The following is a 23,365-nucleotide window of genomic DNA, read 5'->3' as shown; positions in this document are numbered from 1 at the left end:
CAGGCCCGTCACGCAGGACGCTTCAGGCCGGGATCACCCCGTCGTCGTACGCGGACCACAGCGCCGCATAGGGTCCGCCCGCGGCGACGAGGGAGTCGTGCGGGCCGTCCTCCACGAGGCGGCCACCGTCCAGGACGAGGACCCGGTCCGCCCGGGCGGCCGTCGTGAGCCGGTGCGCGATGACGATCGTGGTGGGCGCGGTGGCGGCGGCCGCCACCGCGCGGCCGACCGCCGCCTCCGTGGCCAGGTCTAGCGCGGCCGTCGCCTCGTCGAGCAGCAGCAGGTCGGGCCGGACCAGGCAGGCCCGGGCCAGCGCGATCAACTGCCGCTGGCCCGCGGAGAGGTTGCGGCCGCGCTCGCCGAGCCGGTAGCCGTAGCCGCCGGGCAGGCCCGCGATCATCGGCTCCGCGCCGACCTGCGAGGCCGCCGCGCGGACCTCGTCGTCCGAGGCGCCGGGGCGGCCGTACGCGATGGCATCGCGTACCGTCGCGCCGAACAGGTAGGCCTCCTGCGGAACAAGGCCGATGCGGCTGCGGTACGCAGCGCCGTCCAGGTGGCGCAGGTCGACCGAGTCGACCTCGACGGCGCCCCGGGTCGGCAGATACATCCGCGCCACCAGTTTCAGCAGGGTCGACTTGCCCGCCCCGGTCTCCCCGACGACGGCGACCGTCTGGCCCGGCTCGATCCGCGCGGTGACGCCGTCGATGGCCCGCTTCCCGCCGCCCGCGTACGCGTAGTGCAGATCGCGCAGCACCACTTCGCCGCGCATGCGTCCGCCGGTGCCGAAGGCGGGCAGTGGCGCCGGGCTGGGCGGCTCGGTGACGGTCGGCCGTTCGCGGAGCAGTTCGTGGCAGCGGCCGAGGCCGACGCGGGCCCGCTGATAGCTGTCCAGGAGCTGCGAGGCGTTGCGGATCGGGCCGAAGACCAGGCCGGCGTAGAGGAGGAAGGCGACGACGGTCCCGGTGCTGGCCTCGTGGTGGGCCACGCGCCAGGCGCCGACGCCGAGGATGAGCGCGGTGGTGGCGTCGGAGAGGAACTCCACGGTGGAGAAGAACAGCGCCATGTGATGCTGCGAGCGCAGTTGCAGGGTCCGCTGTTCCTCGGCGAGGCGGTGGAAGCGGGCGGCGCTGTGCCGCTGCCTGCGGTGGGCCTGTGTCACCCGGACCCCGTCGACGGCTTCCTGGAACGCGCTGTTGAGGCTGCCGAGTTGGGTGCGGTTGATGTCGTACTGCCGCTTGGAGATCCGCGCGTACCGCCGGCAGGCGAGGGCGAGGACGGGGGCGATCGCGAGGACGGCGAGGGACAGGCCGGGGTCGAGCGCGATCATCATGGCGAGGACACCGGCGATGAGCAGGGCGCTCACCACGGAGTCGAGCAGCCCGTGCTGCAGGAAGTCCCCGATCGAGGCGACGTCGTTGACCATGCGCGTGACGGCGGCGCCGCCGGACTCCCGCTCGAAGTAGTCGAGGCCGAGCCGCTGCAGATGGGCGAACATCTTGACCCGCAGCTCGTACAGGATCCGCTCGCCGGTCCGGGCGATCGCCCTCATCTCCCCTGCGAAGACGAGCCAGTTGGCGACGGCGGTGACCAGCAGCGCGCAGGAGACGACGGTGAGCGCGCGGCCGTCGTGGCGTCGTACGCCCATGTCGATGGCGGCGCTCACCAGGCGAGGCGCGAGCATCAGCAGGGCGGTGTCGGCGAGGAGCATCGCGCCGATGGCGAGGAGCCGGGCGCGGTGCGGGCGCAGCAGGCGGCGCAGGGTGAAGCCGGGGTCTGCGGCGCGGGCGCGGGTCTCGTCGACGCCGGGGTCGAGGTCGGGCACTGGTGACACGGCCGGTGGTTCCCCGGCCGGGGCCGTCATCGGCGCGGGACCGACGGTCGGCCCCTCCGCGGGCTCGCCGAGGATCAGCTGCCGGTAGCGCGGACAGCGGGCGGTCAGCTCCTCGTGGGTGCCGGTGTCGAGGACGCGGCCGGCCTCCGGGACGGCGATGCGGTCGGCGAGGCGGAGCGTGGAGCGGCGGTGGGCGACGAGCAGCACGGTACGGCCCGCCAGTTCGTCGCGCAGGGAGGCGTGGATGGCCGCCTCGACCTTGGGGTCCACGGCGGAGGTGGCGTCGTCGAGGACGAGGATCCGCGGGTCGGCGAGCAGGGCCCGGGCGAGCGCGAGCCGCTGCCGCTGGCCGCCGGAAAGGGTCAGGCCCTGGGCGCCGAGCACGGTGTCATACCCCTCGGGCAGGGCCCGGACGAACCCGTCGGCGTGCGCGGTCTCGGCGGCGGCGCGCACCTCGGCGTCGGTGGCGTCGGGCCGGCCGAACCGGATGGTGTCCCGCACGCTCTCGGAGAACAACAGGCTCTCCTCGAAGGCGATGCCGACGGCGCCGCGCAACGAGTCGAGCGTCAGGTCTCGTACGTCGGTGAGTGCGCCCGGTGGGCCGACGCGGACGGCGCCGGCGTCGACGTCGTACAGCCGCGCCAGCAGGGCGGCCACCGTGGACTTGCCGGATCCGGAGGCGCCGACCAGGGCGAGGGTCTCGCCGGGCGCGACGGCGAGGTCGAGGCCGTCGAGGGCGGGCACGGCGTCGGGGTCGTGCCCGAACCGCACGCCTTCGAACGAGATGCCGAGTGCCCCGGACGACTCCATCGGGCTGGCATCTGGACGGACCGTCACCTCTGGTGCGGCGTCGGCGAGTTCGAAGATGCGGACGAGACCGGAGCGGGCTTCCTGCGCCTCGCCGACCAGGTTGGAGAGCATCCGGACCGGCCCCATCATGGCGGCCAGGTAGGTGGTGAAGGCGACGAAGGTGCCCAGGGTGATGTCGCCGCGGACGGCGAGCCAGCCGCCGAGCAGCACGATCCCGAACCGCGCGGTACCGGGGAACAGCTCACCGAGCAGACCGGCGTAGCGGGCGGCGAGCAGGCGACGGTGGACACGGGCGGCGAACAGGGAGCGGGCCAGCCGCGCATAGCGGTCGGTCTCCGTGTCCTCCTGCGCAAAGCCTTTGACGACGCGGACACCGGCGATGTTGGACTCGACGGCCTCGGACGTCTCGCCGGCCCGCTCCTGCACGGCCCGGTCGGCGGGATAGATACGGTCCCGGGAGCGGCGGGCGACGATCGCCATGGGCGGTACGGCCACCAGTGCGACGCAGGCCAGCAGCGGTGACAGGACGAACATCACGCCGAGGGCGAGCAGCAGCGTCAGGCCGTTCTGGGCCAGCACCGGGAGCGAGCCGGTGAGTTCCCGCACCACGGTGACGTCGTTGACGGCGCGACTGAGCACGTCCCCCGCGCGCACGCGCTCGAGACGGCGCCCGTCGATCCGCTGGACGGCGTCGTGCAGCAGCAGGCGCAGATCCCGCTCGACGCCCCACTGCACCTGCCCCGCCCACCACCGCCGTGTCCAGGAGGCGCCGAACTGCGCGACGGCCACGGCCAGGAGCAGCGCGATCCAGGGCCCGGCATCGGCGCTGCCCGTGTCGATCACGTCATCGACGACCTGCCGGATGATCAGCGGCGTGGCCGTGATGAGCACCACCCCGGCAGCGGCACCGAGGCAGGCGAGGACCACGGCCCGGGGGCGAGCCCAGCACATCGCGACGAACCGCCGCAGCCACATCCCGCCGTCCTCCTCCGCGCGCCGGCCCAAACCGCAGCAATGTCCCAGCGCACGAGGTCAGGGGGCAACCGGTTTTCAGTGCCGCTGGGCGCGACGGGCGGCCGAGGCGGCCAGGGGTCGGTGGCGCGGGTGATGGCGCTCCCGACGGCGCCGACCCGGTCGGCGAGCAGCCCGAGGGCGGCGACCGCGCGGGCCACGGGGTCGCTCTCGGGTCCGCCAGCCCGGCTCACCACCCGCGGTTGAAGCCGACCGGGCGCCAGGGCTGTGCTGGGGAGATCCGGTGAGGCCGGATCGCTCCGCATCCGGGACGACGCGCGAAGGTGCCCCGGATTCTTCAGGGGCCGGCCTTTCCAGGTGCCCCACGGATTGCGCGGTTCCGGCAGTGTCGACCCGCCAGGGCCGGCACACCGGCGGGCCGCTCGACGGGCTTCACCCGTGGTGCCACCGCGCTCGACTCAGCCCCGGAATCCCGACGGCGACAGCGAGGAGATCCCCCATGTCCCAGCCCCGCCTTCACTGCCCCGCCGGCTCCGCCCCGGCGCCGAGCCGCGCGTACGCAACCCGGCGCCGGAACGCTCCCCTGTTTCTGCGACGCCCATCCTGACACCTCGTTACCACCCGGCACATTGCCGTGTTCGGGCAATCTTCTCGCCTTCTTGATGCCGGGCGTCGACGTGCCTGTCCTCCGCCACTGACCGTGCGGCGTCAGATGATGCCCTGCGCCAGCATCGCGTCGGCGACCCGCTCGAAGCCGGCGATGTTCGCGCCTGTCACGTAGTCGCCGGGGACGCCGTAGCGTTCGGCGGTCTCGTGGCAGGTGGCGTGGATGTCGTTCATGATCCGCGTCAGCTCGTCCTCGACCCGCTGGGCGGGCCACGACAGACGGGCGTGGTTCTGCGCCATCTCCAGCGCGCTCACCGCCACGCCGCCCGCGTTCGCCGCCTTGCCGGGACCGAAGGCGACGCCCGCATCCCGGAACAGGCGGACGGCCGCGGGTGTCGAGGGCATGTTCGCGCCCTCGGAGACCGCCTTCACGCCGTTGCGGATCAGCGCGGCGGCATCGTTCTCGTCCAGCTCGTTCTGCGTGGCCGACGGCAGCGCGACGTCGGCGGGGACGTCCCAGACGCGGCCACCGGGCACGAAGCGGGCGGAGGCGCCCCGGCGCTCGGCGTACGTGTCGACGCGGCCCCGCTCGACCTCCTTGACCTGCCTGAGCAGTTCGAGGTCGATGCCCTTCTCGTCCACGACGTATCCGGAGGAGTCCGAGCAGGTCACCGGGTTCGCACCGAGGGAGCGCAGTTTCTCGATGGTGTGGACCGCGACGTTGCCGGCGCCCGACACCACCGCCGTCTGCCCTTCCAGGTCCTCGCCACGCGCGCTGAGCATCGCTTCAAGGAACAGCACGTTGCCGTACCCGGTAGCCTCCGGGCGGATCAGCGAGCCGCCCCAGCCCTGCCCCTTACCTGTGAGGACACCGGCCTCCCAGCGGTTGGTGATGCGCCGGTACTGGCCGAAGAGGTAGCCGATCTCCCGTCCGCCGACGCCGATGTCGCCCGCCGGCACGTCGGTGTGCTCGCCGATGTGCCGGTACAGCTCCGTCATGAAGGACTGGCAGAAGCGCATGACCTCGGCGTCGCTGCGCCCGTGCGGGTCGAAGTCGCTGCCGCCCTTGCCGCCGCCGATGCCGAGACCGGTCAGCGCGTTCTTGAAGATCTGCTCGAAGCCCAGGAACTTGATGACTCCGAGGTTGACCGACGCGTGGAAGCGCAGCCCGCCCTTGTACGGACCCAGCGCGCTGTTGAACTCGACGCGGAAACCGCGGTTGACCTGTACCCGCCCGCGGTCGTCCTGCCAGGGCACTCGGAACATGACCTGCCGCTCGGGCTCGCACAGCCGCTCCACGAGCCCCGCCTCGGTGTACTCGGGGCGGACCGCGAGCACCGGGGCCAGGGTCTCCAGGACCTCGTGCACGGCCTGGTGGAACTCCGGCTGGGCGGGGTTGCGTTGTTCGATCTCGCCGAGGACCTTGCCGAGGGTGTTCTGCAGGTCGGATCGCGTCGTCACAAAAGGCCTTTCTGACACGTCTGCCACCGGATTCCGTGCGGGTGCGGTCCGCTCGGGCCCGGTCCATCGATGAGCGCTCGGCACCGTTGCCGCGCGCAGGGCAGGGCCAGTGTTACGCGCCTGTAAAGTTCTTGACCAGTGCCCACAGCCCGGACGGTTCATCTCCAGCCGCGACCCGGCAACCCATCGCGCCGCCGCGACGACAAGAGGCAGAACCGGCAGAAGCCGGTACGCGACGACGAACCGGGAGACCAGGATGAGACGACCCATAGCACTGCGACTCTCCGCGACACTGGCCGCGGCAGCCCTCGCCGGCGGGATCGGGACGGCGCTCTCGATGCCCGAGGCCTCAGCGGCCGCCGACGGCGCCACCGGCTACGCGAGCCAGAACGGCGGGACGACGGGCGGCGCGGGCGGGCAGACCGTACGCGCGACCACGGGCACCGCGATCCACCAGGCCCTGTGCGGTCGTGCGGCCAGTGACACCCCGATCACCATCGAGGTCGAGGGCACCATCAACCACGGCAACACCGGCAAGGTCTCCGGCGACAGCTGCAACACCGCCGACGGCGTGATCGAGCTCAAGCAGATCAGCAACGTCACGCTGATCGGCGTCGGCAACGGCGCCGTCTTCGACCAGCTGGGCATCCACATCCGCGAGTCGAGCAACATCATCATCCGTAACGTGACGGTCAAGAACGTCAAGAAGTCCGGATCTCCCACGTCCAACGGCGGCGACGCCATCGGCATGGAGAAGAACGTCCGCAACGTGTGGGTGGACCACGTCTCCCTGGAGGCGTCCGGCGGGGAGTCCGAGGGCTACGACGGCCTCTTCGACATGAAGAACAACACCCAGTACGTGACCCTGTCCTACAGCACGCTGCGCAACTCGGGCCGCGGCGGCCTGATCGGCTCCAGCGAGAGCGACCTCTCGAACGGCTTCGTCACGTTCCACCACAACCTGTACTCGAACCTCGACTCACGCGCCCCGCTGCTCCGCGGCGGCACGGCCCACATCTACAACAACTCCTACGTGAGCCTGAACGAGTCCGGCATCAACTCCCGCGCCGGGGCCAAGGCCAAGGTCGACAACAACTACTTCAAGAACTCCAAGGACGTGCTCGGCACCTTCTACACCGACGCCGTCGGCTACTGGCAGGTCAGCGGCAACGTCTTCGACAACGTGACGTGGTCCGCGCCCGGGGACGAGAACAACCCGGCCGGGCCCGACCCGAAATCCACCACCACCGTCTCCGTCCCGTACGCGTACACCCTCGACAAGGCGAGCTGCGTACCGGACATCGTCGGCCGGACGGCGGGCGCCGGGAAGGGCCTGAAGGTGTCGGACGGCACCTGCTGACCACGGAGCAGAGCCGCATGCGCGGGCGTGGCCGGGCGCCATGGGGCCCGGCCACGCCGACTGCACGAGCCGTCAGCGTCCGGCTTGCAGGGCACTCCAGGTCGCGGGTCCGACCTGGCCGTCGACGCCCAGGGATCGACTGCTCTGGAAGTCCCGGACGGCCTGGGCGGTACCCGCTCCGAAGGCGCCGTCGGCGGAGACGGTGCGTCCCAGGGCCGCCGTGAGTGCCCGTTGCAGTCGCTCGACGGCTGCGCCCGTGCTGCCCTGGCCGAGCACCGGCGTGTCACCGGCCGAGAGCAGCGCGGTCCAGGTGCGGGCGCCCACGATTCCGTCGGTGCCGAGGTCACGGGCCTTCTGGAAGGCGGTCACGGCGGCGGCTGTCGTCGTGCCGAAGCTGCCGTCCACGGTGCCCGCGTCGAATCCCAGCTGATCGAGGAGCGACTGCACGGCGGACACCTGCGCGCCGGAGGAGCCGGACCGCAGAGCGTCGTAGGACGTGAAGGTCAGCTGGGCGGCGCCGCCTCCGGTGCTGCCGCCCACCAGTCGCATGTAGTAGGTCCAGTTCCAGTACCGCCCGGGGTCGGTGTGGTTGTTGCCGGGGACCTCGGAGTGCCCGACGACGTGGGCGCGGTTCTTGGGGATCCCGTACCGGTTGCAGAGGTACGCGGTCAGCGCCGCCGAGGAGCGGTACATCGCGTCGGTGAACCAGGTGGGGTTGTCGATGTATCCCTCGTGCTCGATGCCGATGCCGGACGCGTTGCCCGAGCGGGCGTGCCAGGCGGTGTTCTTGTCGCGCACCATCTGGGTGATCTGGCCGTCGGAGGAGCGCACCACATAGTGGGCGCTGGCCTTGGCCGAGGGGTTCCGGAACCAGTTGACGGTCCCCGCGTACGAGCCCTGCGTGACGTGGATGACGATCTTCCTGATCGAGGCCGAGCGGCCGACGGAGTAGTTGGCTGAGCTGGCCGGGACCCAGAGGGCCGACGGGTAGTCCGGGCTCTGGGCCGCCGGTGCCGCGGCGGTCTCGTAACGGCCGCGTTCGGGGGCGACGGAGCGGGCGCGGACGGTCAGCGTCTCACCGTCGGGGGTGCGGGCCGTGAGTCCTTCGGCCAGGAAGGTGTAGACGGTGTCGGCGTAGAGCCGCGCGCCGGAGGGATCGGCGGCGCCCCCGTACCGGGCGACGAGGGGGTACCAGGCGTCGGTGTCGCGCCGTTCGGCCCGGCCGAGTCCGGCGTCGTCGGCGTAGGCGCGCAGCACGGCCGCGCCGCCGCGGATGTTCGCGGTGGTGTCGGTGCGCAGCTCGCGTGCCGACTCGCCGGTGAGCCGGGAGGCGAGTTCGAGGGTGTGCCGGTCGGGGTTGCTGACCAGGTGCATCACGCCGTAGCCGCCTGCCTGGCTCGGCTGTCCGGCGTGGTCGTCGAGGTGGGTCTCGCCGTATCCGAGCGCGATCAGGAGGTCGCGCGGCACCCCGAACTCGGCGGCCGCGGCGCTGAAGGCATGACGGACGGGGCCGGGGTCCGGGGAATCGCCGGTGGGGGGCGCGGCGAGGGCGGGCTGTACGGCGGTGACCAGCGCGGCCAGGGAGCCCAGGCCGGACAGGGTTGCGCGTCTCATGGGTGTGCGGGCAAGGTTGCGGAACATCGTGGGGCCTCCGGTGGGGACTGGGCCGTGGCTTCGGCTTTCGGGTTGTCGGGTGATGGGTTTCGGATTTCGGGCGTGAGGTGGCCCGGGCCGGGCCATGTGGGAAGGGCCGATCGACGGATGCCGGGCGACGAGGGCCGAGGCCTCGCCGCCCGACTCCGGATACGGACCCGAGGGATGACGATCTGTCAGATGGTGCCGCTCTCCCACCACCAGGCGCGGCCGAGGTCGGCTCGGCTGTCGACGTGCTGGTGGTCGACGGTGTACCGCTCCAGGCCGGAGAACCCGCAGGTCTCCGCCTTCTGGTAGACCGTGCGGTTGCTGACGCCGGGCACGGTGAGGTCGGCCGCGGTGCCGTAGAGGTGCATGCTGTCGCTCGCCCCGCCGATCTCGGCGTTGTGGGCGATGCTGCGGAATCCCGAGTTGACGGTGATGGCGGTGTTGCCGAGCTTCTTGCGCAGGGCTTCCAGCTTGTACATGGCCCGGCGGGCGTTCTCCTTGGTGGCTGCGGCGCTCACCTTGCCGCCGCTGAAGGTGCCGCTGGACCGGTCGGTGAACTCGCTCCAGTTGAAGTGCGCCGTCGAACCGTCCGACTGCTCGAGGGCGTTGAGCTGTGCCTGGGTCGCGGGCCCGGCGCTGCCGTCGGCCGACAGTCCGTAGGCGGCCTGGAATCTGCGGACCGCGGCCGCCGTTCCGGGGCCGAAGTCACCGTCGATGCCCACCCGCGCGTGGGAGGCCGAGTCCGCCGCCCAGCCCGCGACCCGTATCTGAAGCTCCGTCACATCGGCGCCGGTCGCGCCCTGGTTCATGGTGCGCGTCCAGTTGTAGGCGTGCGCGGTGCCCGACAGCAGGACGGGGCCGACGAAGGCACCCGCCGTCACGGCGAGGCTTCCACGCAGGATCGCGCGGCGGTTCGGGGAAAAGATCACGGTGGCTCCTTGAGGGGGGCGGACGAGTCTGCGTGTACACGCCTACGACACCGATGCCCAGATCACCCCTCCGGCTCGCCTCCTGACGACATCCAGCCGGAACGGCGACGGCCCTCCACAGGAAGCGTCGCTGTAGTGCCGTACGTGGTCCTTGGGAGCGGAGATGCTGCAGGGGCCGGTGCGGCTGGCCGAGTTCATGCTCCGGTGCGCGCCCATTGCTGTCATGCTCATTCGAACAGCGTGAAATATCGCAGGTGGAAAGGGTGTTGGCCGTGCTTCGCTTCCACTTCTCGGCTGAGGACCTGGCCAGGACGCGGGTGGCTGCCGCGCCGCATCCGCTGTGGGAGATCGCCGGCAGCCTGCACCGCTTCCAGACGCCAGCCGGTCGCTGGGCGTACGCGTACTGGTATCGCACCGCACGTGAGCGACTGCGTGCAGCGGGTCTCGAAAGCGCAGTGCGCCAACTTCTGCTGCCCCTCTTCCCGCGCGCTTCCTACTGGCCCGACTTCCTTACCCCCCTGCAGGGAGCGGCCGGGCTGGAAGCCGGACTGGAGGCGATCATGGCCACGCCCGCGGAACAGGTGACGGCCGAACTCACCATCCTGGCCCGGTTCGTGCGGGTACCGGCGCCGCTCGGCCGGCTGCCGGAGAAGGAGGCGCGCAGCGAACTGGTGGACCTTCTGCGCGCCTACCACCGGACCGCGATCGCACCCCACGAGGAGTGGGTGCACGAGAGTGTGCACGCCGAACGGATCCGCCTGGCCCGGCACCTCCTCAACGGAGGCACCGAGGGCCTGTTCGAGGAGCTCGGGCCGACCGTCCAGTGGCGGTATCCGCGCCTGGAGATCGCGAGGTACCCCAGGGAACACGACATCCATCTGGAGGGCCGCGGACTGCTGCTCATTCCGTCGTACTTCTGCTGGAAGGGACCGGTCTCCCTCGCGGATCCGGGCTTACCCCCCGTCCTCAGCTACTCGCTGCACCGCGAACTGCCCATCGGGCAGTCCCGATCCACCGCGGAGGCCACCGGCGCGCCGTCCCTGGACATCCTGCTCGGCCGGGCCAGGGCCGCCGTTCTGCGGGCTGCGGCCGCCGGAGCGACCACCACCGAAGCCGCCCGCCGGGCCGGGGTCACCCCGGCGACCGCGACCCACCACACCACGGCTCTGCGCGATGCCGGCCTGATCACCAGCCGACGCCACGGCAACACCGTCATCCACACCCTGACGCTGCTGGGAGCGACGATGCTGAACAGGAATCTGGGACAGGCCACCCCGGGAATCGGCTAGGAGACTCCCGGCGAGGTGTGCGGAGAGCCGGGCTCGGTCCGCCCCGGTCAGGCCCCGTCGTCCCCCGCCAGTCCGGGCGGCCGCGTCCAGGGGTTGGCACCCACGCCCGGGACCGCGCAGTGCACCCCCGCGCCGCGCCGCAGCGCCGTGCGGGCCGCGAGCGACGCCAGTGTGGGCGGCACCCCGTACACCAGATGGCAGAAGTGCTCGGGAGCATGCCGGGAGGTCCACGACGGCGCATCGAACGAACGCAGATACGTCGACCAGTGCCCCTCGAACGTGACCAGCAGATCGGCGACGCGGACGTACCCGGGCGCCGGATGCACACCCGGGTTGAGGACCACGGTCGCCGCGCCGCTGTCCCGGGCGGCGTGGACCAGGCGCCGGGTGCCGCGCAGATCGTGACGGCCGGGGGCGACCTGGTCGAAGAAGCAGCCGTCGACGCCGTACCAGTCGCGGTGCCGCTGCACGTCGGTGACGACGGCCCGCGCCGCGCGCGCCCCGTAGGCCGTGTCGACGTAGCCGAGCACCCGCACCCCGGCCGCACGCAGCGCCCGGGAGGCGTCGGCGAAGGCCGGGTCGGGGGCCGTACCGGGGCCGTCCGCCGCGTTCAGGACCACCCCGTACAGCTGCGGCGCGGCCCGCACCAGTGCCTGCCAGGCAGCCGGGTTCTCGGCCGGGTGGACGTAGAGCGGCACGAGTACGCTCATCGCCGCTCCCCCACGCTGCCGTCCGCAGCCCATAGTGCGTCCAGGGAGGCGACCAGAGCGTGCTGCGGCTGCCACCCCAACTCCGAGGTCGCGAGGGCGACTTCGGCGCACTGCCAGGGGACCGCGGCGGACCGGCCGACGGCGCCCAGCGACTCCTCCACCCGGCCGCGGAAGCCGGACGCGCGGACCAGTCCGTGCACGAGCTCGCGGACCCGGACGGCCCGGCCGCTGCCGATGTTCAGGACCGGCGGCAGCGGTCGTGATGCGGTCAGGGCGAGCGCGGCGGCCTGCGCCACGTCCCGGACGTCGACGAAGTCGCGGTGCGCGGACAGGTCGCCGACCTGCACCGACGCGTCCTGCCGTGGGCGGGTGAGTGCCGCGGACAGCTCCGCGGTCAGGCGGCCGGGCAGGCCCGCGCGCGGGGCGCCCGGGCCGACGGGGTTGGTCACGCGCAGCACCACCGCGTCCAGGCCGGAGCCGGTGACCGCGAGGGTGCCCGCGAGCTTGCTCGCCCCGTACAGGGCGACCGGCCGGGCCGGCGCGTCCTCCCCGGTCCGCGCGCCGAGCGCCGTCGGGCCGTACTCGGCGGCGGAGCCGAGATGGACGAGCCGGGCCGTCGGCACCGCGTGGTTCATCGCCTCGCACAACACCGCCGGGCCGCGTGAGTTGACCTCGGTCAGGGTGAGTGCGCCGCCGCCGACGGCGCCCGCGCAGTTGACCACGGCGTCCGGCGCGGCCCGCTCCAGCACGCCCGCCAGAACACCGGGCTCCACTGTCGCGAGGTCGACCGGCAGATCGTCGGCGGGACGGCGGCCGCCGGTGAGCAGCCGCACGCCCGGCAGGGCGCGCAGCCGTTCGGCGATGTGCCCGCCCAGGTATCCCGAGGAGCCCAGGACGAGGATGCGCACGATCCGCTCACGCCCCCTTCAGGAGCAGGGAACGATGGGTGGTGAACTCGGCGTTGGCCCGGTCGTAGTCGTCGGGCCGGCCGATGTCGAGCCAGTAGCCGTCGAACTCGTGGGCGCGCGGTGGCGTCCCGCCCTGGAGCAGGTCGAGCACCAGCTCGTCGAAGCCGAGCGGCAGCCCCGGGGTGTAGCCGGTCAGGGTCTCGCGTGAGACGCCGTACACACCCATCGAGACGCGATAGTCCACCTTGGGCTTCTCGGTGAAGGCCACCACGTTCGCATCGTTCGTGGTCAGCACCCCGAAGTCGATGTGCACCTCACGGGCGTACGTCGCGATCGTCAGCGGCGCCCCCGACATCTGGTGACCGCGGAGCACCTCGGCGAAGTCCAGGTCGGTGAGGATGTCGCCGTTCATGACGAGGAAGTGCTCGGGCAGCCGGTCCATCATCGTCAGGAGCGGGCCCATGGTGCCCAGCGGACTCTCCTCCGTGGAGTAGCCGACGCGCAGGCCCCAGCGGGCCCCGTTGCCGACGTAGGCACGGATGATGTGGCCCAGGTGGCCGATGGCGATGGTGACCGTGGTGAAGCCGGACGCGGCGAGCTGACGCAGCACGATCTCCAGGATCGCGTGCTGATCGCCGATCGGGACGAGCGGTTTGGGCAGAGCGGTGGTGTACGGCCGCAGCCGTACGCCTTTTCCTCCGGCGAGGATGACGGCATGCATGGTCGGCTCCCTTGGGTGTGTGCGGCGCGGTCCTGCGTGGCGGCGCCGGGTCAGATGTTGTAGATGTCCGTCTTGTAGCGGGCCAGGTTGCCCGGGTCGCGGAAGAACGCGACCGTCTTCGCCAGGCCCTGTTCCAGGTCGTGGGCCGGGGACCAGCCGGTCGCCGCGTGCAGCCGGGAGGCGTCGGCCACCAGACGCATCACCTCGGAGTTCGCCGGACGGACGCGCCGCTCGTCCTCGCGGACGTCCAGGTCGGCGTCCATGACCTTGCCGATGAACCGGACCAGGTCGCCGACCGAGATCTCGCCCCCCGTACCGGCGTTGAACGTGAGGCCGGCCACCTGCTCCAGCGGCGCCGTACCCACTGCGAGGAAGGCGCGGGCGGTGTCCTCGACGTAGGTGAAGTCGCGCGTCGGACGCAGATCGCCGATCGTGATCTCCCGTGAGCCTGCGGCTACTTGGCCGATCACGGTGGGGATCACGGCCCGCATCGACTGACGCGGACCGAACGTGTTGAAGGGGCGCAGCGTGACGACCGGCGTGCCGAAGGACGCATGGTAGCTGTCCGCGAGCCGGTCACCGCCCGCCTTCGAAGCGGCGTACGGGGACTGGGTGTTGATGGGGTGGTCCTCGGTGATCGGGACCGTCCGCGCGGTGCCGTACGTCTCGCTCGTCGAGGTGTGGACGAGGCGCGGCGTGCCCAACTGACGTACTGCTTCGAGGACGTTGAGGGTGCCGGTGACGTTCGTGTCGACGTAGCTGTGCGGCGCCTGGTACGAGTACGGGATCGCGATCAGGGCCGCCAAGTGGTACGCCGCCTCGGCGCCCTCCAGAAGGCCGCGCACCGAGCCGGGGTCACGAACGTCGCCGAGGACGATCTCCACCTCCGCGAGGACGTCGGCCGGCAGGGTCTCCAGCCATCCGTAGCTGGAGAAGGAGTTGTACTGGGCCATCGCGCGGACGCGGTGCCCGGTGGCGACGAGCGCCTCGGTGAGGTGCGAGCCGATGAAGCCCTCGGCTCCGGTCACGGCGACAAGGGGTGCCGATGTCATGGGTGCTCCCAGGAAGTGGCGGTAACGAGTGGGACACGTGTGCCGTCGGTCCGCGGCGCGGACTCAGGCGTGTGCGATCGGGCTGCTCAGCCGGAGTACGGCGAGGACGAGCAGGAGGCCGGCCGCGACGGCGGTGCAGAGCGCGGCGGGCAGGACGAGCGTGGTGGTGGCGGCGACAAGGGTGATCACGGCCGGCAGCCAGGCGGTGCCGAACGCCTGCAGGAGCAGGGCGGTCCACAACACCGCACCGACGCCGAGGAGTTCGGCCGGAGGGCCGGACACGGCGAGCGCGCCGCCGGCCAGCAGGGCCAGATACACCGCCGCGCACACCACCAGCGCACGCGTGGCCCGCAGCAGGAACCCTCCGGGGGTGGTGGAGGCGTGCAGTGCGGTGACGGCGAGCCCGCGGAAGCGGTACAGCAGCCACTCGGCCAGCCCCATGCTGAGGGTCAGGGCCACGACCGAGTACGGGTGCTGCCGGCCGAGGTAGAACGTCATCGCGCCCGCGGCAAAGCCGAAGAGCGCGTACGGGAGTGAGTGCAGCAGGGACGGTTTCGGCCCGGGCGAGGGCTCGGCGCGCAGGGCCCTGACCAGGACCAGCGCCGCGGCGGCCACCGCGAGTTCGAGGCTGACCACCAGCACGCCCACCCGCACGGCGGACGGCGGCTGCCACCAGAGCAGGGTCGCCGCAACCGCCGTCATGGGTGTCAGGGCCGCGGCAAGCAGCCACTCCCGGCCGAGGATCAGCAGCACTCCGCCCGCGGCAAGGTATGCCGACTGTCCGACGGCGAAGGACGCGCCCGGGCCCGGTCCGGCCACCATCACCCCGGCACCGGCCGCCACGAGGGCTCCCAGCGGCGCCCCCACGGCCAGCGTCCGCGCCGCCTCCCGCCGTCCGACGGCGAGGCGCACGTAGGCCCGGTGGCTCAGGCCCTGCATCCACGCCCAGGACACCAGCGCCGCCACGACCAGGCCGCGCAGCCCGGACGCGCCGCCCCACATCCCCGCCGCCAGCAGATAGGCCGTGCCCGGCAGCGCGAACAGCAGTCCGCGCAGCGCGCACCGCGCGTGGTCGGGCCGCCAGGGGTTGGCCGGCACGGGCGGATCCGGATAGAGCCGGGGCACCCGCCGGTAGACGGCCTCGGCCAGCGAGAACAGATCGGGATGCAGATACGTCTCCCGGATCCGCTCGCCGCTCATGCCCTGTGCCTCCAGGAGCGCCGCGACCTCGTACGGATGCACGGCGGCACCCACGTCGTCGGCGAGCTCGGCGGCCAGGGTGTCGACCGGGTCATCGGCGCGGGCCGGGCGCAAGGCGGCTGTGCGGGCCTCCCGCTCCGACCGCATCCGCACCGGACGTCCGCGGCGAGCGGCGAGCGCGTCACCCGTGGAACCGCGCGGCGGCACGGCGATCGGGCCGCTCATCCGGCCACCTCGACCGGCTCGCGCCCGACGGCCGTGACGCCGCCCAGCTCGCGGTAGATGGCGCAGAACGCGTCCACGGTCTGCCGCAGCGTGAACTGCTCGATCACCCGCAGCCGTGCCGCCTCGCCCATCGCCGCCCGCCGCCCGGGATCGGACAGCAGGTCGAGGGCGGCCCGCGCCATCGCCTCGGGGGAGCGCGGCGGCACCACCAAGCCCGTCGGGCCGACGGCCTCGCGCACCCCGCCGACGTCCGTGGACACCGTGGCCCGGCCGCACGACATCGCCTCGATCAAAGTGAACGGGAAGCCCTCGCTGATGCTCGACAGCATCACGACATTCCCTGCCGCGTACGCGTCCTTGATGTGCTCGACCCGGCCCTCGAACCGCACCGCGTCCCCGACACCGAGCTGCGCGGCGAGTGCCTCACAGCGCTCCCGGTAGGCCTCGCCACCACGCGGGGTACCCCCGAACAACCGCAACCGGGCGTCGGGGATCTCCTGTTGGACCTGGGCGAAGGCGCGGATCAGCGTCTCCAGGTCCTTGATCGGATCGACCCGGCCGGCCCAGCTGAGCGTGGGCCGCTCCGGCTCGGGCCCGGCCGACGGGAACGCCGCCGGGTCCACGCCGTTGTAGACGGTGCGGATCAGCTCCGGATCGGCGCCGCCGCGCTCCTCCCACATCCGGTTGTACCGGTTGCCCGGCGTGATCAGGGCGGCCCTGCGGTACGTCTCCTCGGCCAGCAGCCGGAAGAAGCCCAGCATCACCGCCTTCACCGGCCAGCTGTACGGACCGGTGCGGTAGCCGAGGTAGCGCTCGCGCAGATACACCCCGTGCTCCGTCAACAACAGCGGCACACCGTGCTCATGACGGGCCATCAGCCCCGGCAGCACCGCGATGCCGCCGCTCACCGCGTGGGCCACCCCGCGCTCGGGCGGCCGGGCCACGAGCGGCCGCAGCGCGTGCTCCAGCAGACTCGTCGCGGTCAGCGCGTCGTGCAGGCTCGGCCGGGCGGCGGCCACGTCCAGACCTGGCCGCCGCCACACGGAGGTGAGGACCCGCACGGCGCCGTTCCCCCGCAGCGCCGCCGAGAGCGCACCCGCGCGGGCGTGCCGGCCCAGCTCGTACAGCGCCGGACCGAAACCGTCCTCGGCCGCCGGGTCCAGCAGTGCGGTCACGAACGTTTCGAAGGCCGCCAGCAGGGCGCGAGCGGTGCGGCCGCGCGGGGCCCGACCGGCCGGAGCCGGCCCCCACATCGGCAGCGACACCGGTTCCGACACGTGCGGGGGCAGCTTCCAGGCGAGCGGCTCGCGCCCGGTGCCGGTGACCGCGAGGACGTCGAAGCGGACCTCCGGCATGCCGCGCACGAGCTGGTCGCACCAGACACTGACGCCGCCGTGACTGTGCGGATAGGTGCCCTCCGTCAGCAGGGTGACGTGCGGCACGGAACGTAGAGGAATAGGAGACACGGGAGAGTCCGAGACTTCCAACACTGTGAGGCTCCGGTTGACTCACTCGGTACGGGCGGTTCAGTTCGGCAGCTTCAGCGACACCTGGCTCTGGAGCGTGCCGGGGGACGCCCAGCCGGAGACTCTCCCGGCGTATGCGGTTCCGAACTTCTGCGTTCCGAGGACGAGTTGCTGCACAGTTCCGCTCGGCGCCGTAGCGGTGACCGCCACTCCCGAGGGGGCCTGGACCGTCACCGCCGTGCCGATGCGGTACGCCGTCACCTTGTTGGCGTCGATGGCCGCGCTCCAGGCAGCACGCTGCTTCATCTCCGTACCGAGCTGTGCCATCGGCAGGTTCACGATCGGCGCGGAGGAGGTGAAGAGCGAGGAGTACGTGTCGAGGACGTGGTCGAGCACCGGGTAGGCGATGCGGTCCTCGGCGAGGTTCGACTGGTGGATGTAGTGCGGGTCCGGGTCGTTGTTGAGCACGTGTCCGAACGCGGTGCGTGCCTCCTGCGGCACGATGTACGACGTGTAGCCGTCGGCCGGGAGCGGTGCGGACAGGCAGGTCGTGGTGGCGGAACCCTCACAGATGCCGCTGCCGCCGTCGGCCTTCGAGGTGTAGATCCAGTTGTACTCGTCGACCATCTCGGCGGCCCGGCCCGCGTTGTAGTACACGTTCATCGGGTGGCGCGGCACGGTCAGCGCCGGGCCGGCCTTGCGCTGGTCGGTCTCGCGGGAGGCGTCCGAGGCCAGCCAGGTGACCCCGTTCTGGCTCAGGGCGCCCGCCAGGTTCGGGTTGTCGTCGGGCTGCTGCGGCAGCACCTTCAGACCCGAGTGCTCACCGGTGACCAACTCGCCCTTGTTCAGGGACAGTCCGTTGCGCTGACCCCACGCGTGATTGTCGGAGACCTCCTGGGAGATCTTCGCCTGCGTCACGTACTGCGTCGTCCCGTTCGCATTCTTCGCGCACTTCCAGGGCACCGCGCTGACATCTTGCACACAGCCCAGGAACGGGTGGTCGTAGGTGTGGTTCACCCAGCGGTACGTGCTCTTGTCGGCGAGGAGCTGGGCGGCGAGGGCGTCGGTGCCGCCGTTGTCCGCCTTGAACATCTCGCTGCCGCCGCCGTTGAACACCATGTCGAGCGTGAAGCCGCGCTGCTTCGACCACTGCGCCGCGTACTGCGCGTCGGCCGCCGTCATCCGGATCTCGTCCGGGGTGCCGCCGCCGCCCGCGCAGTCGACGTCGCCCGGCGTGCAGTTGAGGTCGGAGTTCCACCGGTCGTCGGCGAGGAACACGTCGTCGACGTGGACCGAGAAGTAGTTCCGCGAGGCCCCCAGGTGCACCCCTTGCGTCATCCAGTCGACGATGCCGCGCACCAGCAGCCGGAACTGCTTCTGGTACTGGTTGTAGACGAAGTTCACGACCAGCTCACGGCGCCCGTCGTGCTTGTACTCGCCCACCAGCGAGCCCCGTTGGTCGGTGCCCGGGATCGGCGCCTCCACGTAGGGCGTGAAGTCGGCACCCTCGGCGGGCCGCGCGAGATAGCCATAACTCTCGGCCACGTCCGGGGAGTTGTTCTCGAACGGCAGCGAGCCGGACAGATACCCGAACGCGCCGGCCTTGCCCGCATCGGTCACCTGGGCCTCGATGCCGTCGAGGATTCCGGCGAACTGCGGCGGCTGCAGGCCCACCTCGGCGCGGGCATAGGTGTACGCGTCCACCTGAGGGATCGAGAACTTCTTCTCGTAGTCGGCGAGCGCGGTCGACTCCGCCGAGCCGGCACCGAACGGGTTGTCGTCCGGCAGCACGACCGCCTGGAACTTGGCTCGAGGCCGGCCGCTGACGGTGTCCGCGAGGAACGCGGCATCGATCTTGGGACGGTTGGACTGCCTGAGGTCGACGGTGGTGTACGGCGTGCCCTCGCTGTCGAGTTCGGCGGCGATGGCCGCGGTGGCCGGGCCGCCGTCGGTCACGACCAGGACACGCAGGTCGATCCTGGGCTGGGTCTCGGCGGCCGAGGCCGGCGCCGTGGGCAGTGCGAGCGCGAGGAACAGGGCGCCGGCGCCGACGGCCGCCGCTCCCGAAGAGCGATTCATGTGGTGGTGGTCCCCTCCCTGACCGAACGCAGGACGGCCCCCGCCGCCGTGCGTCCGCCCCCCAGCGACACGCCCCGGCTGTAGTCCGTGGCCGTGCCGCTCTGACGCGTCACATGGTGCGGCTTCGCTGGACTTGGTGTGCGGATTCTGTGAATCGCGACAGAGGAAAGAGAGCGCCGGTGAGGTGCGTGTTCGGGAGCGCGCGCCTTCGCCGGATGGAAGTGTCTCGCAAAGAAGTGGCCGGTCAGGAGCGTGTATGCCGTGCGCATGTATTACTGGATGACTGTCGCAATTGACGAGTTCTCATCAGATCCAATTCATCCGTGTGGGTGGGGTGACCGAAGAGACGCGTGTGCGATAGCAAGCGCTGTCGGAAAGCGCTTTTCTCCAATTCGACCGCATCGGGGAATGCGACTGCGGCTGCACGGAACGGCTACCGAAGAGGTCCCTGCTCGTCGACGTGGAACGTCGGAGTCCCGAGGAACACGTCGTCGGCCACCGGCCCGTACGCGATGTTGAACGTGTCCAGCCAGTACGACCAGTCCTGCATGCCGGCCGCGCTGCTGAAGCGGTAGTTCAGCTGCCATCGCACCCACTGGCCCGGAAGCAGCCGCACCGCCGGCGGCCGACGCGACCGGGGAGGCAGGGCGAACAGCGGCTGCACCCGGGGAAGAATCCGCAACCGGCCGTCGGCTTCGCGGAGCTGCACATCGACGTTGCGGGGTTCCGCTCGACCGTCGTGCGGCGCGAAGTCGTCCCGCTCGTGCATGCGGACCGTGTGCGCGAGGGGCGCAAGCTCATGCGGCAGCTCGAACCCGACCGGGGCGGCATTCCTGCGGGCGGCGCCCTCGCCCCCGCGCGACTGCTTGGTCCAGGACGTCCGGACCCACTGCACGGTGACATCCATGACCTCTCCCCTTCACTTCCCCCACGGCTGCATCACGGGAGAGCGTGCCCGCGCGAGCGGACGACGTCAAAGGAAATTCACCAGAAGCTGCTGATCAGCGCGCCGGCAGCTGCGCACGAGGAGGGACGAGCCGTCTCGAGTGGGCTCGGCCCAGGGGTGCCCGACACCTTCGGAGGACCGCAGCCGCCGCTACTGTCGGGCCATGCCCGAGGGATCAGTGAGAGTGGGCACGACGACGGCGAGCCCTACGACCTGGAGCACTTCCAGCTCCTTCCCGCGGGCGCGGACTGGCGCGTCCAGGTCCGCCGGACCGCCTACTGGGCGCTCGGCCAGGACCGACTGACCGGCTTCGCAGGCGAGGCCGGGTTCACCGGCCCCGCGTGGCACCCGCCGCAGGAGTCGGGCTTCTTCCAGCCCCTGCTGGTGGCTCGGGTTCCCGGGCAGGGACGCCGCGCACACACCGCAGCCGTCGTCGCGCAGCCCCGTCCCATAGGCTCGTCACCACGATGAACAGCAACAATCCGTCCGCGACCCCGCCCAAGGCGGACAAGGCGACCGTGCGTCGGCACAATCTCAGCCTCGTTCTGACCACCGTCCACGAGGAGGGCGAGACGACCCGGTCGGGTGTCGCCTCGCGGGTCGGGCTGACCCGGGCCGCGGTCTCCTCCCTCGTGGACCAGCTCCTCACCGACGGGTTTCTCTCCGAGTGGGGCAAGACGTTCAGCGGGCAGGCGGGGCGCCCGGGAACAGCGCTCAAGGTGGCGCGGAGCGGACCCGCCGGGCTCGGGGTGGAGATCAACATCGACTACATCACCGTGTGCGTGGTCGACCTGGCGGGCACCGATCGCGTCCGTCTGGTGGAGCGGATGGACAATCGGAGCGCCTCGCCCGCCTCCGTGCTCTCGCAGGCGGCACGGATCGCGGCCCGTGCCATCGAGTCGGCCGCCGAGCAGGATCTGCGTCCGGTGGCCGCCGAGCTGGCGCTGCCCGGCCTGGTGTCCGGCGGCGCGGTGCGCCAGGCACCGAATCTGGGCTGGAACCGGGTACCGGTCGAGGGCCTGTTCGCGCAGGCGTTGACGGCGCTGCGCCCCACGCACCGCGCCCTCCCGGTCAGCGCCGACAACGAGGCGAATCTCGCGGCCATGGCGGAGCTCTGGTTCGGCGGAGGCACGGGCGGCGACGGCACGGGCCGCGTGAGGAGCTTCATCTATCTGACCGGCGAGATCGGCATCGGCGGCGCGCTGGTCCTGCACGGTCAACTACTGCGTGGCGCCCACGGGTTCGCCGGTGAGATCGGGCACGTGGTGGTGGAGCCGGACGGGCCCGAGTGCCGGTGCGGAGCGCGCGGATGCCTGGAGCAGTACGCGGGGCAGGCGGCCCTGCTGCGGACGGCGGGGCTCGACGAGGCGGCGGGCGCGGCCGGCGTCGCGGAGCTGGAGAGCCGGGCCCGCGCGGGCGACACGGCGGCCCTGGCCGCGCTGGAAGACGCCGGGCGGCGCCTTGGCCGGGTGCTGTCGGGCGCCGTGAACCTCGTCGATCCGGACGCGGTGGTCCTCGGCGGTGTCTTCCGCGGGCTCATGCCGTGGCTGGCTCCCGCCGCGGACCGGGAGCTGACGGCGCGGGTGGTGTCGGGGCTGTGGACACCCGGCAACGGGCGGCTGCGGGCCTCCTCCTCGTCCGGTGACGCGGCGCGCGGCGCGGCCGTCCGCATGGTCCGTGAGGTGCTGGCCGACCCGGCGGCGTACGCGGAGCGCGAGACGGGCTGACGTGTCCATCCCGCGCTCCGGGTCCTGCGGGGCCGGTCAGTGCCGGTGCGCGGCGATCAGCCGCCGGTACCAGTGGTAGCTGTCCTTGGGCGTGCGCTTCTGGGTGTCGTAGTCGACGCGGACGATTCCGAACCGCTTGGCGTAGCCCAGCGCCCACTCGAAGTTGTCCAGGAGCGACCACACGTAGTAGCCGCGCACGTCGACGCCCTTGTCCATGGCGTCGCGCAGCGCCGTGAGGTGACTGTGCAGGTAGGTGACGCGGTCGTCGTCGTGCACGGCGCCGTCGTCGGCCACCGCGTCGTGTTCGGCGGAACCGTTCTCCGTGATGTGGACGGGCGGCAGGGCGTCGCCGTACGTGGCCTTCAGGTCGGTCAGCAGGTCCGTGAAGGTCTCCGGGACGACCGGCCAGCCCATGGCCGTTTTCCGGACGCCCGGGTAGTCCACCTCGGCGTACCGGTTGTCGGTGGCGACGCGGAGCGCCGGGTCGGGCTCGCGGTGGGGGGCGTCGGCGACGACGATGGGCCGGTAGTAGTTGATGCCGAGGAAGTCCAGTGGCTGCGCGATCAGTTCGAGGTCGCCCTCGCGGCGGAAGTCCTGGCGGGTGATCAGTTCGCCCCAGGTGTCCTCGTCGGAGGCCGGGTAGCGGCCGGCGAGGATCGGTTCGGTCCACACGAGGTTGTGCTGGGTGTCGGCGCGCAGGGCGGCGGCCCGGTCGGCAGCGGAGTCCGTCGCGGGGACGTTCCGGTCGAGGTTGAGGGTGATGCCCGCCTCGCGGACGCCCGCGGCGCGCAGCGCCTTCATCGCCAGGCCGTGTCCGACGAGCAGGTGGTGCGCGGCGGCGAGTGCGCCGCGGCCCTCCTTCGCGCCGGGTGCGTGGCGGCCCACCGAGTAGCCCAGGAAGGCGCTGCACCAGGGCTCATTGAGGGTGATCCAGCGCGGGACGCGGTCGGCGAGGTGCTCGGCGACGATCGCGGTGTACTCGCCGAACCGCTCGGCGGTCTCGCGGACCCGCCAGCCTCCTTCGTCCTCCAGGGCCTGCGGGAGGTCCCAGTGGTAGAGCGTGGCGGCCGGCTCGATGCCGGCTTCCAGCAGCTCGTCGACCAGCCGGGAGTAGAAGTCGAGGCCCTTCTGGTTCGCCGGGCCCTTGCCGGTGGGCTGGATGCGCGGCCAGGCGATCGAGAAGCGGTACGAGTGGACGCCGAGGCCGCGCAGCAGCGCCACGTCCTCGGGGTAGCGGTGGTAGTGGTCGCAGGCCACGTCGCCGGTGTCACCGCCGTCCGTGCGGCCGGGCGTGTGGCTGTAGGTGTCCCAGATGGAGGGGCCGCGCCCGTCCTCGTACGCGGCGCCCTCGATCTGGTACGAGGCGGTGGCGGCGCCGAACACGAAGCCCGGCGGGAACGTGGGGAACGCGGTGAAGTCGCTCATGAGTGAC

The 23,365-nt window shown here is 71.9% G+C and carries 15 protein-coding genes and 2 pseudogenes; 4 read left to right on the top strand and 13 right to left on the bottom strand.

Annotated features, from left to right (window positions below):
- Positions 1 to 22: 22 nt before the first annotated feature.
- Positions 23 to 3,616, bottom strand: a complete 3,594-nt coding sequence (locus ACQUQD_RS40730) for an ABC transporter ATP-binding protein (protein WP_428957779.1) — start codon at positions 3,614 to 3,616, stop codon at positions 23 to 25.
- A 705-nt stretch (positions 3,617 to 4,321) separates the two neighbouring features.
- Positions 4,322 to 5,680 (bottom strand): NADP-specific glutamate dehydrogenase, encoded by a 1,359-nt coding sequence (gdhA, locus tag ACQUQD_RS40725; protein WP_428957277.1) that lies wholly within the window; start codon positions 5,678 to 5,680, stop codon positions 4,322 to 4,324.
- 256 nt (positions 5,681 to 5,936) lie between these two features.
- Here gdhA and ACQUQD_RS40720 point away from each other — a divergent pair.
- Positions 5,937 to 7,037, top strand: a pseudogene (locus ACQUQD_RS40720) (pectate lyase family protein); the annotation flags it as partial.
- Between the two features lie 75 nt (positions 7,038 to 7,112).
- Here the strand turns inward: ACQUQD_RS40720 and ACQUQD_RS40715 are convergent.
- A complete protein-coding gene (locus ACQUQD_RS40715; protein ID WP_428957276.1) occupies positions 7,113 to 8,654 on the bottom strand; it encodes an N-acetylmuramoyl-L-alanine amidase in 1,542 nt (513 codons plus the stop codon).
- Positions 8,655 to 8,869: 215 nt separating this feature from the next.
- A complete protein-coding gene (locus ACQUQD_RS40710) occupies positions 8,870 to 9,610 on the bottom strand; it encodes a D-Ala-D-Ala carboxypeptidase family metallohydrolase (RefSeq protein WP_428957275.1) in 741 nt (246 codons plus the stop codon).
- Between the two features lie 272 nt (positions 9,611 to 9,882).
- On the opposite strand from ACQUQD_RS40710, the gene ACQUQD_RS40705 reads away from it, so the two are divergent.
- Positions 9,883 to 10,899 (top strand): helix-turn-helix domain-containing protein, encoded by a 1,017-nt coding sequence (locus ACQUQD_RS40705; protein WP_428957274.1) that lies wholly within the window; start codon positions 9,883 to 9,885, stop codon positions 10,897 to 10,899.
- A gap of 47 nt (positions 10,900 to 10,946) precedes the next feature.
- Here ACQUQD_RS40705 and ACQUQD_RS40700 read toward each other — a convergent pair whose 3' ends face one another.
- The 8 genes from ACQUQD_RS40700 to ACQUQD_RS40665 form a co-directional block, all read right to left on the bottom strand.
- Entirely contained in the window at positions 10,947 to 11,609 is a 663-nt protein-coding gene (locus ACQUQD_RS40700; protein ID WP_428957273.1) for a spherulation-specific family 4 protein, read from the bottom strand.
- The gene (locus tag ACQUQD_RS40695) at positions 11,606 to 12,517 is read right to left on the bottom strand and encodes an NAD-dependent epimerase/dehydratase family protein (RefSeq protein WP_428957272.1); all 912 of its coding nucleotides are present in this window, start codon (positions 12,515 to 12,517) and stop codon (positions 11,606 to 11,608) included. The genes ACQUQD_RS40700 and ACQUQD_RS40695 overlap by 4 nt, the downstream gene beginning before the upstream one ends.
- Positions 12,518 to 12,524: 7 nt before the next feature.
- Positions 12,525 to 13,238 carry a nucleotidyltransferase family protein gene (locus tag ACQUQD_RS40690; protein WP_428957271.1) on the bottom strand — a complete coding sequence of 238 codons (714 nt, stop codon included), beginning with the start codon at positions 13,236 to 13,238 and terminating at the stop codon, positions 12,525 to 12,527.
- Positions 13,239 to 13,288: 50 nt separating this feature from the next.
- On the bottom strand, positions 13,289 to 14,290 hold the full coding sequence (locus ACQUQD_RS40685) for a GDP-mannose 4,6-dehydratase (RefSeq protein ID WP_428957270.1): 1,002 nt from the start codon (positions 14,288 to 14,290) through the stop codon (positions 13,289 to 13,291).
- 63 nt (positions 14,291 to 14,353) lie between these two features.
- Positions 14,354 to 15,715, bottom strand: coding sequence for a hypothetical protein (locus ACQUQD_RS40680; RefSeq protein WP_428957269.1), 1,362 nt, complete (start codon positions 15,713 to 15,715; stop codon positions 14,354 to 14,356).
- The gene (gene pelF / locus ACQUQD_RS40675; protein WP_428957268.1) at positions 15,712 to 17,157 is read right to left on the bottom strand and encodes a GT4 family glycosyltransferase PelF; all 1,446 of its coding nucleotides are present in this window, start codon (positions 17,155 to 17,157) and stop codon (positions 15,712 to 15,714) included. Before pelF ends, ACQUQD_RS40680 begins: the two co-directional genes overlap by 4 nt.
- 84 nt (positions 17,158 to 17,241) lie before the next feature.
- Positions 17,242 to 19,260, bottom strand: coding sequence for a hypothetical protein (locus ACQUQD_RS40670; protein ID WP_428957267.1), 2,019 nt, complete (start codon positions 19,258 to 19,260; stop codon positions 17,242 to 17,244).
- A gap of 433 nt (positions 19,261 to 19,693) precedes the next feature.
- The gene (locus tag ACQUQD_RS40665; RefSeq protein ID WP_428957266.1) at positions 19,694 to 20,167 is read right to left on the bottom strand and encodes a hypothetical protein; all 474 of its coding nucleotides are present in this window, start codon (positions 20,165 to 20,167) and stop codon (positions 19,694 to 19,696) included.
- 228 nt (positions 20,168 to 20,395) lie between these two features.
- Between ACQUQD_RS40665 and ACQUQD_RS40660 the strand changes: the two are divergent.
- Both ACQUQD_RS40660 and ACQUQD_RS40655 read left to right on the top strand, forming a co-directional pair.
- Positions 20,396 to 20,677 (top strand): annotated as a pseudogene (locus ACQUQD_RS40660) (hypothetical protein); the annotation flags it as partial.
- Complete coding sequence (locus ACQUQD_RS40655) at positions 20,674 to 21,933, top strand: ROK family transcriptional regulator (protein ID WP_428957265.1); 1,260 nt, start codon at positions 20,674 to 20,676, stop codon at positions 21,931 to 21,933. The pseudogene ACQUQD_RS40660 and the gene ACQUQD_RS40655, both read left to right, overlap by 4 nt.
- 36 nt (positions 21,934 to 21,969) lie before the next feature.
- On the opposite strand, the gene ACQUQD_RS40650 is transcribed toward ACQUQD_RS40655, so the two are convergent.
- Complete coding sequence (locus tag ACQUQD_RS40650) at positions 21,970 to 23,358, bottom strand: GH1 family beta-glucosidase (RefSeq protein WP_428957264.1); 1,389 nt, start codon at positions 23,356 to 23,358, stop codon at positions 21,970 to 21,972.
- Positions 23,359 to 23,365: the final 7 nt, after the last annotated feature.

Origin of the sequence: Streptomyces sp. cg35, assembly GCF_050410835.1 — a bacterium.
Lineage (GTDB): Bacteria > Actinomycetota > Actinomycetes > Streptomycetales > Streptomycetaceae > Streptomyces.
The sequence above is the reverse complement of the archived record's forward strand: the minus strand, read 5'-3'. Positions and strand labels throughout refer to the sequence as shown.

Bases quoted from the DNA above. Each gene is read 5' to 3' on its own strand.
- ACQUQD_RS40730 (WP_428957779.1), bottom strand. From the start codon at position 3,616: ATGTGGCTGCGGCGGTTCGTCGCGATGTGCTGGGCTCGCCCCCGGGCC.
- ACQUQD_RS40715 (WP_428957276.1), bottom strand. From the start codon at position 8,654: ATGAGACGCGCAACCCTGTCCGGCCTGGGCTCCCTGGCCGCGCTGGTC.
- ACQUQD_RS40700 (WP_428957273.1), bottom strand. From the start codon at position 11,609: ATGAGCGTACTCGTGCCGCTCTACGTCCACCCGGCCGAGAACCCGGCT.
- ACQUQD_RS40690 (WP_428957271.1), bottom strand. From the start codon at position 13,238: ATGCATGCCGTCATCCTCGCCGGAGGAAAAGGCGTACGGCTGCGGCCG.
- ACQUQD_RS40685 (WP_428957270.1), bottom strand. From the start codon at position 14,290: ATGACATCGGCACCCCTTGTCGCCGTGACCGGAGCCGAGGGCTTCATC.
- ACQUQD_RS40680 (WP_428957269.1), bottom strand. From the start codon at position 15,715: ATGAGCGGCCCGATCGCCGTGCCGCCGCGCGGTTCCACGGGTGACGCG.
- ACQUQD_RS40670 (WP_428957267.1), bottom strand. From the start codon at position 19,260: ATGAATCGCTCTTCGGGAGCGGCGGCCGTCGGCGCCGGCGCCCTGTTC.
- ACQUQD_RS40665 (WP_428957266.1), bottom strand. From the start codon at position 20,167: ATGGATGTCACCGTGCAGTGGGTCCGGACGTCCTGGACCAAGCAGTCG.
- ACQUQD_RS40655 (WP_428957265.1), top strand. From the start codon at position 20,674: ATGAACAGCAACAATCCGTCCGCGACCCCGCCCAAGGCGGACAAGGCG.
- ACQUQD_RS40650 (WP_428957264.1), bottom strand. From the start codon at position 23,358: ATGAGCGACTTCACCGCGTTCCCCACGTTCCCGCCGGGCTTCGTGTTC.